11 protein-coding genes, 1 tRNA gene and 7 pseudogenes are annotated in these 13344 nt (G+C 55.0%); 13 read left to right on the top strand and 6 right to left on the bottom strand.

Annotated elements, in window-relative coordinates; all coding sequences use genetic code 11:
* Positions 1-190: 190 nt before the first annotated feature.
* Positions 191-264, top strand: a tRNA-Cys gene (locus tag GIW02_RS15710).
* 155 nt (positions 265-419) lie between these two features.
* On the opposite strand, the gene GIW02_RS15705 is transcribed toward GIW02_RS15710, so the two are convergent.
* The gene (locus GIW02_RS15705) at positions 420-1484 is read right to left on the bottom strand and encodes a phage integrase (protein WP_236418983.1); all 1065 of its coding nucleotides are present in this window, start codon (positions 1482-1484) and stop codon (positions 420-422) included.
* Between the two features lie 3 nt (positions 1485-1487).
* Positions 1488-1613 (bottom strand): annotated as a pseudogene (locus GIW02_RS27340) (DUF4224 domain-containing protein); the annotation flags it as partial.
* Between the two features lie 165 nt (positions 1614-1778).
* On the opposite strand from GIW02_RS27340, the gene GIW02_RS15695 reads away from it, so the two are divergent.
* The 9 genes and pseudogenes from GIW02_RS15695 to GIW02_RS15655 all read left to right on the top strand — a co-directional run.
* Positions 1779-1985 (top strand): hypothetical protein, encoded by a 207-nt coding sequence (locus GIW02_RS15695; RefSeq protein ID WP_236418986.1) that lies wholly within the window; start codon positions 1779-1781, stop codon positions 1983-1985.
* 5 nt (positions 1986-1990) lie between these two features.
* Positions 1991-2134: pseudogene (locus tag GIW02_RS15690) on the top strand (GPW/gp25 family protein); the annotation flags it as partial.
* A gap of 55 nt (positions 2135-2189) precedes the next feature.
* Complete coding sequence (locus tag GIW02_RS15685) at positions 2190-3800, top strand: phage tail protein (protein ID WP_236418988.1); 1611 nt, start codon at positions 2190-2192, stop codon at positions 3798-3800.
* Position 3801: 1 nt separating this feature from the next.
* Complete coding sequence (locus GIW02_RS15680; RefSeq protein ID WP_236418991.1) at positions 3802-4263, top strand: phage tail assembly chaperone; 462 nt, start codon at positions 3802-3804, stop codon at positions 4261-4263.
* Between the two features lie 106 nt (positions 4264-4369).
* Positions 4370-5068, top strand: a pseudogene (locus GIW02_RS15675) (phage tail sheath subtilisin-like domain-containing protein); the annotation flags it as partial.
* Positions 5046-5360 (top strand): annotated as a pseudogene (locus tag GIW02_RS15670) (phage tail protein); the annotation flags it as partial. The pseudogenes GIW02_RS15675 and GIW02_RS15670, both read left to right, overlap by 23 nt.
* The gene (locus GIW02_RS15665) at positions 5335-5541 is read left to right on the top strand and encodes a tail protein X (RefSeq protein WP_236418872.1); all 207 of its coding nucleotides are present in this window, start codon (positions 5335-5337) and stop codon (positions 5539-5541) included. The pseudogene GIW02_RS15670 and the gene GIW02_RS15665, both read left to right, overlap by 26 nt.
* A gap of 80 nt (positions 5542-5621) precedes the next feature.
* Positions 5622-5750, top strand: a pseudogene (locus GIW02_RS15660) (phage late control D family protein); the annotation flags it as partial.
* Positions 5714-6502, top strand: a pseudogene (locus GIW02_RS15655) (DNA adenine methylase); the annotation flags it as partial. The pseudogenes GIW02_RS15660 and GIW02_RS15655, both read left to right, overlap by 37 nt.
* A 73-nt stretch (positions 6503-6575) precedes the next feature.
* Here the strand turns inward: GIW02_RS15655 and GIW02_RS15650 are convergent.
* Positions 6576-7202, bottom strand: a complete 627-nt coding sequence (locus GIW02_RS15650) for a hypothetical protein (RefSeq protein ID WP_236418873.1) — start codon at positions 7200-7202, stop codon at positions 6576-6578.
* 341 nt (positions 7203-7543) lie between these two features.
* Between GIW02_RS15650 and GIW02_RS15645 the strand changes: the two genes are divergently transcribed.
* A complete protein-coding gene (locus GIW02_RS15645; RefSeq protein ID WP_236418874.1) occupies positions 7544-7969 on the top strand; it encodes a S24 family peptidase in 426 nt (141 codons plus the stop codon).
* On the top strand, positions 7962-9239 hold the full coding sequence (umuC, locus tag GIW02_RS15640; RefSeq protein ID WP_236418875.1) for a translesion error-prone DNA polymerase V subunit UmuC: 1278 nt from the start codon (positions 7962-7964) through the stop codon (positions 9237-9239). Before GIW02_RS15645 ends, umuC begins: the two co-directional genes overlap by 8 nt.
* Before the next feature lie 211 nt (positions 9240-9450).
* Here umuC and GIW02_RS15635 read toward each other — a convergent pair whose 3' ends face one another.
* From GIW02_RS15635 to GIW02_RS15625, 3 genes are all read right to left on the bottom strand, one after another.
* The gene (locus tag GIW02_RS15635; protein ID WP_236418878.1) at positions 9451-10383 is read right to left on the bottom strand and encodes a hypothetical protein; all 933 of its coding nucleotides are present in this window, start codon (positions 10381-10383) and stop codon (positions 9451-9453) included.
* Positions 10384-10574: 191 nt separating this feature from the next.
* A complete protein-coding gene (locus tag GIW02_RS15630; RefSeq protein WP_236418880.1) occupies positions 10575-12005 on the bottom strand; it encodes a hypothetical protein in 1431 nt (476 codons plus the stop codon).
* A complete protein-coding gene (locus tag GIW02_RS15625; protein ID WP_236418884.1) occupies positions 12005-12853 on the bottom strand; it encodes a hypothetical protein in 849 nt (282 codons plus the stop codon). Before GIW02_RS15625 ends, GIW02_RS15630 begins: the two co-directional genes overlap by 1 nt.
* Before the next feature lie 262 nt (positions 12854-13115).
* Between GIW02_RS15625 and GIW02_RS15620 the strand changes: the two are divergent.
* A pseudogene (locus tag GIW02_RS15620) lies at positions 13116-13344 on the top strand (hypothetical protein); the annotation flags it as partial.

Raw genomic sequence — 13344 nt, 5'->3', positions numbered from 1 at the left:
CCCAATGCGAAATATTTTTGAAATCAAGGGGTTGCAGGTAAAAGCAAATAAGTACATAATGGCGCCCATCGAACGCAACGAAGCATTAAAAACTTCAATGTATTCAATGAGTTAGAGTAGAGGCAGGGTTCTACAGCCCAGTCAAGTTTTTACGCGGTGAATGTCAGCAGTCAAGGCATTGATCGTTTGAGGCCGAGTAGCAAAATGGTTATGCAGCGGATTGCAAATCCGCCTACGCCGGTTCGATTCCGACCTCGGCCTCCACTCTTAAAACCCCGTAGATCAATGATCTACGGGGTTTTTTATTGCCTGTGATTTGAGAAGTGTTCCGCAACTATTGGGATGTGTTCCGCAACCCTACGTGTTTTTGATCGCAATGAGGGGGGGAGAACAGCGCCGGGTGAGTGGAGGTTGGCCTGTTACTTCGTGGGGTTAACGATCTCACCGACACGCCGATAGACCTTCTTTGTCATTTCCTCAGTGGAGTGGCCGAGCAGCCGACTTGCATGCGCAAGTTCTATCTCGCTGGCGGCTTTGGGCCGGATGTCTTTGAACTGAAACTGGCGAATTAGTACAGCCAGGGCGGGATCGCCGTCGGCACCGGCCTTGATGGCTGCTTTCTCCCGGGCTTCATCCCAGCGGTTGCGTAGCATCTGCTGGCTCATCCGAAGGCCGGACGCGTTCGTAATAAGCGTTGAGGTCTTTATCCCGTTTAGCGATCTGCGCTCGAGCAGGTTGTCTAGGAATAGACTAAGCGCTGATTGTTCGCCGGCATCGTCCAGGCGAATACGCAGAAGTTTGCCGCCCTTGCCCTGGCGAACCCCTACAAAGCCGTTGGCCAGATCGGTAGTTGCCACCTTCAGCACATCGGCAGGGCGCTGGCCGGTCAGGTAGGCAAGGTCCATGGCATCTTTTAGTTCCTGCACGGCTTCTGCATACACTGCATTCCACACGGTTTCGCCGGCGTAGTAGTCCCGCGGTTTTTCCTTGTTCCGGCGCACGCCGAAGCAAGGGTTAGCATTGTTAGTCAGTCCCCACTCGCGTGCGAGTGTGAACATGTGTGATAGCAGTGCGATCTCTCGGTTGGCCCTAACCTTAGCGGTTCTGGCATCTCGATACTGCGCAACCACTTGGGGGGTGACTGAGTCGAGAGGCGCGTTTTCAAATGCCTTCCGCAGCTGTTTCAGTTCCTTGCGGTTGTCGGACTGTGTCCGTATGGATTTGGTCGGGATGATCTTTTTTTCGTACCTATCGAACAGCGCACTCAATAAATGATTGGGCTTAGGTGGTTCGCGGCGTTCCAGCCGAGCCCACTCGACCTTCGCCGCGTCTAGATCATTGCCCAGCGGTATTTCTTTTCGATTTCCGTCGGCGTCCCTGCCGTTGTAGTAGTACGACGACCAGATGGCGCCGCTTTTGCGCTTGCGGGTGCGCCGTATCATTCGAGGCGGAAGGTCGCGATTGGCTATGCTTTTCTGGCGCATCAGTTAGCTCACGTTCGCTAGGTCGAGCGACCAGGTTTCAGTCACGGCATTGACCGCAGAAGGTCTGACACCAGCGAGTTTTAGTCGGGCATAAACCCTGCCTACGACTGGGCGGCGAGCGCCTGTTATCCGTCACTAAAGACGTATCCGTCCAAGGCGCCTTGCATGCGGTGAAAGACATCACCAGCGACGGCAAGATCCTCGACGCCGGCGGTAACAGCGCGAACCACAAACACTAGCCATTCAATTTAACAGGCCCGCCGCGTGCGGGTTTTTTTGTGCCCGGGGGAAACCATGGCCAAGACTTCTGATAAACCCGTCGACGGTATCGAGCATGGCTCAACGTTCCGCGACAAGCTCTACACCTCCCGCACCCTGATCCTGCCTGATAGCGGCCGCCCTCTGGCGGTGTTCAAGGCGCAGGTGTCGGTACCGGCTACGGATACCGAGGCGCTGGAATACCTCAAGGCCCATGAGGAATTCGAACTGTTGCAGGAGTGATTTAGATGATCGGAATGGACCGCCACACCGGCCAGCCCATTTCAGGCATTGCGCATTTGCGACAGAGCATCGCTGACATTTTGAGCACTCCGCTTGGCAGTCGCCGGCAGCGTCCGGAGTACGGCAGCAAGATACGCCGTTACGTGGATCAAGGCCATATGGGCGTAAACGAATACACCCTCGACGAACTGGATGTGTACTCACATGGTTGATAAGAATTCTATTTTTGGCGGCATGATCACCACGTTGGGTGCGGCCAAGAAGACCAACTGCGATGCCCTCGGTATTCCCTGGGAGCCGCGTTACATGTTGATCGGCGACGCGAACGGCGCCGATCCCGTGCCCAGCCCTTCACAGACCAAGCTGGTCAATCAGGTTTATCGCGCGCAGATCAATCAGCTGCGGGTGTCTCCGACTGACGCCAATGTGCTGATTGCCGAGGTGGTGTTGCCGCCTGACGTAGGCGGCTGGTGGGTGCGTGAGCTGGCTCTGGAAGACAAGGACGGTATTTTTTCTGCGGTGGCCAACGCGCCGCCGAGTTACAAACCGGTGCTGGCCCAGGGCTCGGGGCGCAATCAGGTGGTGCGGATGCACATCATCACCAACGGCACTTCGAACATCCAATTGAAAATCGATCCTTCGGTGGTGTTGGCGACGCGTCAGTATGTCGACGAGGCGGTTAACGGCCTTCTGCCGAAGAATAAGCCGGCTGGCACTTATACCAAGGTCGTGGTTAATGACCGGGGCATTTTCGTGTCTGGATCTAACCCCACCACTCTGGCGGGATACGGCATTACTGACACTTACACCAAGGACCAAATCACGGCGATGATCGCCCAGGCCTCGGCGTTGCCGGTGGGCTCGATGATTGGTTTTCCGGTGAACAAGGTAGCGCCGGGCTTTCTGGTGCTGGACGGTAGCGTCAAGAGCGTGAGCGCTTATCCAGACCTTGCCACCTTCCTGGGCGGGGCGTTCAACAAGGGCGATGAGGGCGCTGGAAACTTCCGTCTGCCTGATTCGCGCGGTGAGTTCCTGCGGGGCTGGGACAATGGGCGCGGAGTTGATGCCGGGCGGGCGATAGGCAGCTACCAGCTTGACACGTTCCAGGGGCATGATCGCAACTCTGGTTGGTGGACTGCGGATAACGGCTCATCTCAGCGCCCCCAGCGCGCGCCTGGCACCCCGGCGGAGCCACCCAATGGGCGAGTTGTTGAAAACTCCGCAAACAACTACACGCCTCGATACGAGCAGCGTGTAACCGGTTATCTTGATGATGGTGTTAACGGTACTCCTAGAGTCTCATCGGAAACTCGCTCTCGAAACTTAGCGGTTATGTACTGCATAAAGGCATGGAATGCGCCAATCAATCAGGGAAACATTGATATTGCGGCGCTGGAATTGTTGGCCGCGCAGGCGACTGAAACTAAGCAGGGTACGGCCCGCTTCGCTACTCTGACTGAGCATATTGCAGGGCTGCTAAAAAACGCTGCAGCTAATCCAGCTGGCGTTTTGGCAATGCTAACGGCGTGGTTTCCGAAACGAACGTTTCAGGCAAACGATATTCTCCGCTTACCCGATTTGCCGGGGGGCTTTATTGTGCAGTTTGGGACGTTTGCCGTTAACGGCACCTCAATCACTACGCACAACTTCCCTGTCGAGTTTCCAAACGGCGCATTGCATGTATTCATTTCCGACTCAAGCGTGAGTAACGGCGCGACTGCTATGGCGGCAGAGCCAATAAGTAAGACCCAGTTTCAGAGTCGCGGCAGTGCGGCTGGGGCCGCACAATTTTCATACTTTGCGATAGGGTGGTGATGTGAGAAAAATAAAAGAGCTGTTTTTCTCCGCGTCGAAAAATACGTTTATTCTGAAAGACTGGAAAACCGACGGTACTTACAGTGCTGAAACTTGGCCGGCAGACGCTGTGGAGGCGTCAGAAGAAGAAGTAAATACATATTGGAAGGTACCCCCGCCCGGTAAATCGCTGGGCTCGGAAGGAGGGCGTCCGGTATGGGTTGATTTGCCAGCGCCGAGCCTGGAAGACATCGCCGGCTCTGAGCGCTCTTGGCGTAACGGTGAGCTGGCGGCGGTTATGTGGTTGCGCGAGCGGCACCGCGATCAGCAGGAAATCGGCGGCGATACAACACTCTCTCAGGTTCAATTCGCTGAGCTGCTTATCTACATGCAGGCACTACGCGACTGGCCGCAATCGCCGTATTTCCCTGAGAGCGAGCGTCGGCCAGTAGCACCGCCCTGGATCGCAGACCAAGCCGAATAACGCCCCGTACTGACGGGGCGTTTTCTTTTTCGCTTCTCGTTACGCGTAACACTTACAACCTACAGCCTCGCTTATGCGGGGCTTTTTCGTTTCTGGAGATTGCCCTATGAGTTTCTTTCACGGTGTGACCGTCACCAATGTGGACACCGGCGCGCGGATTATCTCGCTGCCCTCGTCCTCGATCATCGGTCTGTGCGACACCTTCACCCCGGGGCCAAAGGCGACGGCCAAGCCTAATCAGGTGCTGCTGATTACTCGCGAAAGCGAAGCGGTGGCGGCCTGGGGCGAAGACGCGGCAATCACCAAATCCATCAAGGCGATCTACATGCGCGCCAAGGCGGTGATCGTGGCGTGCGGTGTCGAGAAGCTGGCCACCCCAGCATTGCAGACCTCGGCCATCATCGGTGGCGAACTGGCAGACGGCCAGCGTACCGGCATGCAGGCGCTGTTGGACGGTAAGAGCCGGTTTAATGCCCAGCCCCGTTTGTTGATTGCGCCGGGTCATAGCGCGACCCAGGCCGTGGCTACGTCGATGGACGCGCTCGCCGGCAAGTTGCGCGGCTTGGCCATCGTCGACGGCCCGAATACCACCGACGAGGCGGCCATTGCGTACGCTGAAAACTTCGGCAGCAAGCGCGTGTTTCTGGTCGATCCGGGTGTTCAGACCTGGGACACCGTTCTCAGCGAAACCGTGGACGCGCCGGCATCGGCCTGGGTGGCAGGCCTGTTTGCGTGGACCGATAACGAATACGGCTTCTGGGCGTCCCCGTCGAACAAGGAGTTTGTCGGCATCTCAGGAGCGGCTGACGCGTCGACCGGCGCAACAGGCTATCGGTATGGGTGACGAAAAGCTGACGTTGAAGGGCGCCATCTTCCCGGGCTTCAGGGGCGGCATCAAGCAACTGGACACCCTGAGAACCCTGGGCGGCAAGTTGCAGCCCCTTACACTGACCACCGGTTACGGCGACGTGCTGGGCACCTGGTGCATGACCAGCGTGGATGAAGAACAAAGCGCGCTGCTGGCAGGCGGCATTCCGCGTAAGCAAGGTTTTACCCTGGAGTTTGTGCGCTATGGCGACGACATGCAGAACGTCTGATGGGGATCTTCTGGATACCATCTGCAACAACTACTACGGTCACCTGAGCGGCACAGTCGAGGCCGTACTCGATGCCAATCAGGGGCTTGCCGATGAGGTTCAGCCGTACCGACCTGGTGTGGTGATTGTCCTGCCGGACATGCCGGCACCGACCGAAGAGCTTGTGATGCTGTGGGATTAGCCAGGCCTGGCTGTCCTTTTTTCCGTTACGCGTAACGGCCGCCAACATTCCCCCGCGTTGGCGGGGTAACTGGGTGAACCATGACCCCTCGCTTTCGCGTCGTTGCAGACGGTAAGGACATTACTGCGCTGATCAATGACCGCCTGTTACTGCTGAAAACCACTGACAAACCTGGCATGGAGTCGGACGACTTCGAGCTGCGCATCGATGCCGCCTTATCCCTCTCTTCCCACCCCACGAATGCTACGTCGAAGTCTTTGCCGGCGGCGCCGCGCTCTACTTCATGCGCCCCCAGGCCGCGCCGGTTGAAGTCCTCAACGATATCAACGGCGACCTGGTGACGCTGTACCGCGTCGTGCAGAACCACCTGGAAGAATTCGTGCGCCAGTTCAAATGGGCGCTCAGCTCCCGCCAGGTTTTCGAGTGGCAGAAGATGACTCGCCCTGAAACCCTTACCGACATCCAACGCGCCGCCCGATTCTTTTATCTGCAGCACCATGCCTTTGCCGGCAAGGTGACGGGGCAGACGTTTGGTACCGCGACCACTGGCCCGGCCATCAACCTGCTGCGGATCGAGGAGAACCTGTCTGCAGCGTGGCAACGGTTGTCGGGCACCTACGTTGAGAACCTGCCCTGGTTGGACTGCGCCGAGCGCTACGACCGGGCGCATACCTTTCACTACATGGACCCGCCTTACTGGCAGACGGCAGGCTATGGCGTCGATTTTTCTTTTGAAAACTATGAGCGTATGGCCGAATTCATGCGGCGTTGTAAGGGGAAGGTGATGGTCAGCATCAACGATCATCCGGACATTCGGCGGGTGTTCGATGGCTTTCACTTTGAGACGCTGGACATTCGCTACACCACTGCCAATCAGCGGCAGGGTAAAGCAGATGTAAGCGGTGAGCTGGTGATCATGAGTTGGGAACCCGATGATTTAGGCGGGCTTTTTAGCATTTGATGGGGCAGCACTATTATCACTATCGGAGATCTCAAGTATAGCGAATGCTAAGCTTTAGAAGATGCAAGGATTGTTACTCGGAGTAATAGTCAATTAGTTTAAGTGGGTCTGGTGGATTTGTTCTTGCAAGGAAGTCAGTCCCTACTAATAAAGGTTGATATCTGGTTCTAAATGTACGAGAAAGTTCTGAGGCGCGCCCAATAAGGAATAAAGGTAGTCGTTCGCTTGGGAGCTGGTAAAGCTTTATCATTCTGTCCGGGATTGCGGCATCGATAATTATGTCTCCTCCGAGCGATACCCATGCGTGGAGGGCTTGACCACCCGCAAGGGGAGGGTCAGAGTGAAATTCACGCTTTAGTCCTTGCAGTGTAGTGTCGAATTCTAACGTTCCGTTTATTTCTACTTCGCCATATACAATTTCGGCATCTATGCCTTTAGATGCTAGGTATGCGAATATATGCGAGGACAAAAGTTGGCAGCTATTTCCCCAATAGGTAGGATGTATTCTTAGCAAGTGCGGGATTAAATTTTGTTCAATTTTTACTGCGATGAACTCTAGTAATTCTTGGTCTATTTTTTCAGTGATTGAAATTCGTGGCTTGTTGTCAAAGTTGAAATCGAGTGAGTTTTCTAGCGCGCTCTTCATCAGTGATAGGTATGTTTTTGAATAGTCTTCTGTTACATATTTTATATCTGACATTGAAGTGGGCTCTAAATTTTTAGTCTGTGTAACTGGATCTAATTTTTAACTAAAGGTGATTATTCGGTATTTTAAGATTTTTGTCGACTCCAGAGTCGCGTTGAAGATAACCCTTGCAGGTAGAGAGTTGCTGTTTTCGGTCTTGTCATAGGGGGGGCACCTGAACGCACTGGATTAGTGTGCAATTCATCCTTTTAGATCTTAGAAGTGAACTGCCGTCTACCCCTAGCGCTCGAATCTGCACGTACGCGCGCCCACCGATCAGATTTATCTGAACCCAAATTGACTGCAATTCGCGCATGACGTTAACTGTATGTATGTACAGCTTTGAGTGTCGATTCATGAGCTTCTCAATCTTAGGTCCCATCGCTGAAGTCGGCGCGAAGCTGCCCCTGTGCTCCTTCCAGGTGCCTGCCGGTTTTCCATCGCCGGCAGCGGATCACATCGAACAGCACATCTCGCTGGATGAAGTTTTGAACATCCGTGCGCCGCACGTGTACCTGGTAGCTATCACCGGTGAAAGCATGCAAGGCGTCGGGATCTTCGATGGTGACCTCGCCGTGGTAGATCGTGCCATTGAACCGGTCCACGGGCATGTGGTGGTGGCGCTGCTGAACAATGAGCCCGTGTGCAAGCGCCTATGTAAGCGCGGCCGGGAGGTAGTGCTGCTTTCTGAGAATCCAAAATTCCCGGCTCGCTACGTTCTCGAAGGCGACGAGCTGTCGATCTGGGGCGTGATCACCAGCACGGTGCGCAGCCATGTCTAAGGAGCAGCCAACCTTCGCACTGATCGACTGCAACAGCTTCTATGCCAGTTGCGAGCGGGTGTTCCGACCCGATCTGGCAAAGGTGCCCATCGTGGTGCTGAGTAACAACGATGGTTGTGTGATTGCCCGTAGCTACGACGCCAAACCGTTCATCAAGATGGGCGAGCCGTATTTCCAGATTAAGCACAAGCTCAAGCAGCACGGCATTGTGCCGTTCTCCTCTAACTATGCGCTGTACGGCGATATGAGCGAGCGAGTCATGAGCCTGATCGAGGCGATGGTGCCGGCGGTTGAGGTGTACAGCATCGACGAGGCGTTCGCCGACCTGACTGGTATCGGTGGGTTGGATGCGTTAGGCCGGCAGATTCGTGCCCAGGTGCTTCGCTGCACCGGTATCCCTGTCGGTGTTGGCATCGCTCACACAAAGACTTTGGCGAAGCTGGCAAACCACACCGCGAAGCGCCTGCAGTCCCAAACCGGTGGGGTGGTCAACATCACCGATTCGGCTAAGCGTGACTGGGTGCTACGCAATACAGACGTGGCGGAAGTGTGGGGTGTCGGCCGCAAGATGAAGCTCCACCTTGATGCCATTGGTATCAAGTCGGCGATGGACCTGGCAAAGGCCGACCCGTGGACGCTCCGTAAGAAGTTCAGCGTAGTGATCGAGAAAACGGCCAGGGAGCTGGGTGGCACGCCTTGCCTTGAGCTGGACGAGCCGGATCCGCCAAAGCAGGAGATATGCTGCAGCCGTATGTTCGGCATGAGGTTGACGGAGTTAGCGCCCATCAAAGAGGCGGTGGCTACCTACATGATGCGTGCCTCTGAGAAACTCCGTGCTCAAAACTCGCTGTGTAAGAAGGTACGTGTGTGCATCCGCACTGGCATGTTCAACCCGGAGGAGGCGAAGTATGCCAATGGGGTGGTGGTGGATATGCCGTATCCCACTGATGACGTCCGGCTGCTAACGCAGGCAGCAGTGGGGGCGCTTGATCGGATATTTAGACCCGGCTTCAAGTACAGCAAGGCAGAGGTGATGTTGCTCAACCTGTGTCAGCCAGGTGAGTATACCGACGACCTATTTGCAGTGTCGCAGCCGACTAAGGCAACTCGGGCGATGACGGTGCTGGACCAGATTAACGAACGATGGGGTAGGGGGACTTTACGATCAGGTAGTATCCCATCTACTCCAGCTTGGGGGATGCGTCGCGAGCTCATGAGTCGAAGTTACACGACAAAGCTCGATCAGCTTTGGTCAGTAGCCTGCAAGTAAAGTCGGCTCTCGGCCGAGGCTGTGGAAAAACGTTTTTGAGCGCGACAGGTACTCAAAACCGAACCGAAAATCGCGCTTCTACGCAAAATCCACATCTGCTGACGTACCGATAAATTTCAGATTTGACGTAGACGCGGACACTTAAATTTTGGTGAAGCGTTTTTACACACTCTGGGCCAGAAGCGGACGACGACTGATCAGATTAAGGTGATTATATCTGTAGCCACTCATTGGACTGGTAATCGCTACCGGTTTCACGCAGAAATTCAGCTTCGAATTTTCGAATTGAGACAAATAGTCCTTCATCACCGAAGGCCTTTGCTGATAAGCAGCAAGCAATAATGCTCCGATAGAAGTAGTTCCAAAGGTCTGCACTGTGCTCCGCTTGCCTCTCGGTTCCCAGCATCCCGCGCATATGGAACCTCGGTGGAACCCCACCATACATATCCATGATTTGCGGTGACGCGGCATGGACGAAACCAGAATATGCCTTGCTCACAGTTCTGGATGCGTCCAGGCCTTTGCTTGAGCCTTTGGGACCGCTTACGCATCGATCCAAGTAAGCCTGAATCTTTTTCCTCGGAACCGATGCCCGTGGTTTGGACGTAACGACAGCGTTATTGGGATCAAATTCCTCCTGAAAGAACCACTCAAGGTAATTCTTATGTGACGGTTCTGAATTTCCCAATACTACCGAGAAGGAAAGAAACGAAATATCTTCGATGATTTCATCAAGAATTCGTTGTAGCGCAGCCTGCTCTTGAACAAATCCTGCATCCAAGAGCAGCCATGCGGCACGGAGAGTGCTCACCATCCGAGCCAGCTTCTGCACCAGCGCTTGATGTACCGTCTTCTCCACATGCCGATAAACAAATGAATGCCTAAACTGGGCACGTCTTGGTGCAGGGACGCGCAGTGAGAACCCATTAACTGTGTTCTCCATAAGATCTAAAGCGTGTTCATAGAAAATATTTTTTGTCATGGCAATGTGGCATTTCGTAAGAGTTTTCGGAAGGTCAATCGCCCCTAGTTTCGTAGACATCTTTGAGTGTCCGATGCTGGCCGTTTTATGCCCCTCGCGAAAGGCAGATAACGCCTGTGGATTCAACCGGCCTATACGACACGTCTCTACTAGGAAATCCACGACCAGATTCCAAGCCGCATTTGAGATTTCATAAGGCTTTGCGATCGCAGGTTTTCTTTCCTTTGATAGCTAAGAACTGTGCAAAGTCCCAGGATTGGAATGGGGGCGGTGCAATTTCTATGAATTCCGTACAGAGCGTAGCCCATCGACTTGACCAAATAGTTGGGTCGCGACGCACGCGCCCCAACCATTCAAGCCATCATAAACGCATCAAGATCATCATGGCCGGTGATCAGCACCGCCGGAGAAACACCCAACGACTGCGCCAAAGCCACGCTGCTCTGCATCAGCTTCGCATTGCGCTCAACATCGAACGCAGCCGTCATGAGGTCGCCCAGACGATCAAACTCCCCCATTATCTCTTCCAGTACCACTTGGCATTGGTGATCAAGCTTTCCGAGGTATTCTTTCATACGCGCATCCATCTCTGCCTGGATATGTGCAGACTGGCCCTTGAGGAACTCAGCGAGCATTTTCCCCGCAACGGAGCCAACCACTGCACCGATGACGGGAATGGGGATGAGTACCTGGCCTGCGGCGGTGGCGATGCCGACGATGGCGGACTCTGCGCAGACAACGGTGCCCAGACTGACGAATTGATCGAAGTCGATTTTGCCGGCGTTATAGTCCGCGACCAGGGTACCCACGCCTTTGGCCGCGCTGACGACCGCGCCAGCGAATGGGGCCGCCATGTCGGCGTAGTTGGTCATCAGGTAGATTGATCCACCTGCGATTACGCCCCCGATTGCGGCTTCGCTTGTGTCGATGCCGACGTCTGCCCAGTCATCGGCGGTGAAGTCGCCCTTGAAGACGTTTTTACCGTCCTTATACTTGGCATACAACGAAGTTGTGAGGCCTACCGCCCCACCTACAGCGCCGGCGATCGCGGCGGCCTGGGCGGCACCGGCCAACGATGGTCCGTTGTCGGTGAGGATCTGCTCCTTGCGCTGGTTGCTGCGTTCGGCTAATTGGGCTTCTTCGTTGTTCAGGGTTTCGACGACTTTGCCCTGCTGAGGGTCGGCGTAATTTTGAATGCTGGGATTGACCACGTTCTGAAACGGCTGCCCGGACGCTTGCTCAATTTCCTTGACCTTGGCCATGATGGCCCTGACGGACTTTTCATTTAGCGGGCCGTTGTCACCGTTCATCACGCGAGTGATGGTTTCGTACTGGTCCTTGGGGATTTGGTAGTACGAACCGTCACGCCCGAAGTTCTTGTACTTGTCCATGTGCTCCAACACATGATCAAGGCCCTTGCTGGCGCCGTTGATGAACTTCGATTGAACGGCGATGCCGTCCACTAAGTAGTCTTCGGGGGCGGTACGACCAACGCCTTCGAAGGTAGCCACGAAGCCTTTCTGCTCAAGTAAGGAGCGGGCGTTGCGAATGCCTACTTCTACCTGTTCGGCAATTTCACCGTGCTTGGTGGAAGGATTGCCCAGGATCTTTTCCGGCGAACCAATAAAGACTCTGACCTTGTCAATCTGCGCGATTGCATGCCGAAATGCGCTGTCCTGGGCGTTGAGGAATTGGTTGGTCGTATCAATGCGGATGCTGTTGATACGGTCAACCAGTACTGCGCTGATCTGGTCGTGGACGGTACCGCCTTTATCTCCGGCCATTATTCAGGAGCCTTGTTCAGCAGTTTTGCCAGCGAGTTCATGTGGTTGATGAGGGCGGCGAGCATTTCCTTTTGCCCCCCATTGAACTGCTGGTAGTCCCTTGGTGCAGTGCGGATCAGCACCCCCAGGAGCTCGCTCATGCCTTGGACGTGTTGTCGAGTGGAGCCGACCATCCGGGTTACCCAGTCCTTGGCGACGCCCAATGTATGGGTAGAGGCTTCAATCTCTGAGCGATGGGCTTGTGCTTCCTCGGCCAGCTTCTTGTTTTTGCTACGGGCGTACAGCCCGCCGCCAATGATGGCAGCACCACCGATACCCCAACCAATAGGCCCGGCCAAGGCCAGCAGGGCCGAACCGCCAGTCATACCTCCACCGCCTGCCGCCAATGCGCCACCGCCCAGCCAAGCGAGTGCAGCGTTTGTAGCCGCCGCACCGGAAAGCCCTGAAATTGCCGCGCCAGTGGACGCAGTCCCGAAGGTAGTCGCAACAGCCATTGCTGCAGTTGGTGCGAAAGCGGCGGTACCTACTCCGGCAGCCACGCCAGCGACGGCCGAAGAGCCGGCGGTGAACTCGACATTAGCCGCTTCAAAGTTGAGCTTTTTCACAAGGCCGCAGAACGACTGGGTTTCCGCCTTGAAGGTGCCGTAGGATTTATCGAATTCTTTCGGTGAGTTGGCTAGTTGACTGACGAATGACTCAACCGTGGCCATCAAGTCAGTGCTGGCGTAGTGACGTACACCGTGCAGCTCTGTACAGCCCTTTTCGACATCGGCGGCTACTAGTTGGTACCGATTGCGAGCCTTGTCGAGTTGCTCCAGTGCGTGTTTTTTCAGATCACCGTTGAACATGCAGCGACTTCCTTATCAAATATGGCAAAGAGCCATATCTTAATAAATTCGACAGTAATAGCAATTTGCCATTCGTCGATGAGATCATTGAATCGCCCCAGACTTCGTAGACACTCCTGACCGCTTTTGGCCGATTTCTGCCTGTCGCGACCGGTTGAAACCGATATCGTCGCGACGATTCAGCCACAAAATTTTCAGCCTTTACGCAATGCGCCTCCTCTTTTGCGGTCTGTCACCCTGACTCCGCAAAAGGAAAGGCTTCATGTCGATACGCCCTCTGCTCTGCCTGCTTGTATTGCCGTTGTTCGCAGGCTGCCAGTTTTTGCCCCATACCAACTACTTTACCGCGCCCGAAAACGAGCCTAACCCTGCCTGGGTACGTATCGTCGACTACACGCAGCACGCCGAAATTTACCAATACGAAAACGGCAAACGTTCGGGCGGCGCCGTTCGCACCGGCCCCCTGCCGTTCACCCACACACAGGACGTGG

The organism is Pseudomonas syringae (assembly GCF_021606685.1).
Taxonomy (GTDB): Bacteria; Pseudomonadota; Gammaproteobacteria; order Pseudomonadales; family Pseudomonadaceae; genus Aquipseudomonas; species Aquipseudomonas syringae_R.
This window is presented reverse-complemented; position numbering and strand designations above follow the sequence as displayed.

Excerpts from the sequence above, each read along its gene's own strand:
- GIW02_RS15705 (WP_236418983.1), bottom strand. The coding sequence starts at position 1,484 with ATGCGCCAGAAAAGCATAGCCAATCGCGACCTTCCGCCTCGAATGATA.
- GIW02_RS15695 (WP_236418986.1), top strand. The coding sequence starts at position 1,779 with ATGGCCAAGACTTCTGATAAACCCGTCGACGGTATCGAGCATGGCTCA.
- GIW02_RS15685 (WP_236418988.1), top strand. The coding sequence starts at position 2,190 with ATGGTTGATAAGAATTCTATTTTTGGCGGCATGATCACCACGTTGGGT.
- GIW02_RS15665 (WP_236418872.1), top strand. The coding sequence starts at position 5,335 with ATGGCGACGACATGCAGAACGTCTGATGGGGATCTTCTGGATACCATC.
- GIW02_RS15650 (WP_236418873.1), bottom strand. The coding sequence starts at position 7,202 with ATGTCAGATATAAAATATGTAACAGAAGACTATTCAAAAACATACCTA.
- GIW02_RS15645 (WP_236418874.1), top strand. The coding sequence starts at position 7,544 with ATGAGCTTCTCAATCTTAGGTCCCATCGCTGAAGTCGGCGCGAAGCTG.
- umuC (WP_236418875.1), top strand. The coding sequence starts at position 7,962 with ATGTCTAAGGAGCAGCCAACCTTCGCACTGATCGACTGCAACAGCTTC.
- GIW02_RS15630 (WP_236418880.1), bottom strand. The coding sequence starts at position 12,005 with ATGGCCGGAGATAAAGGCGGTACCGTCCACGACCAGATCAGCGCAGTA.
- GIW02_RS15625 (WP_236418884.1), bottom strand. The coding sequence starts at position 12,853 with ATGTTCAACGGTGATCTGAAAAAACACGCACTGGAGCAACTCGACAAG.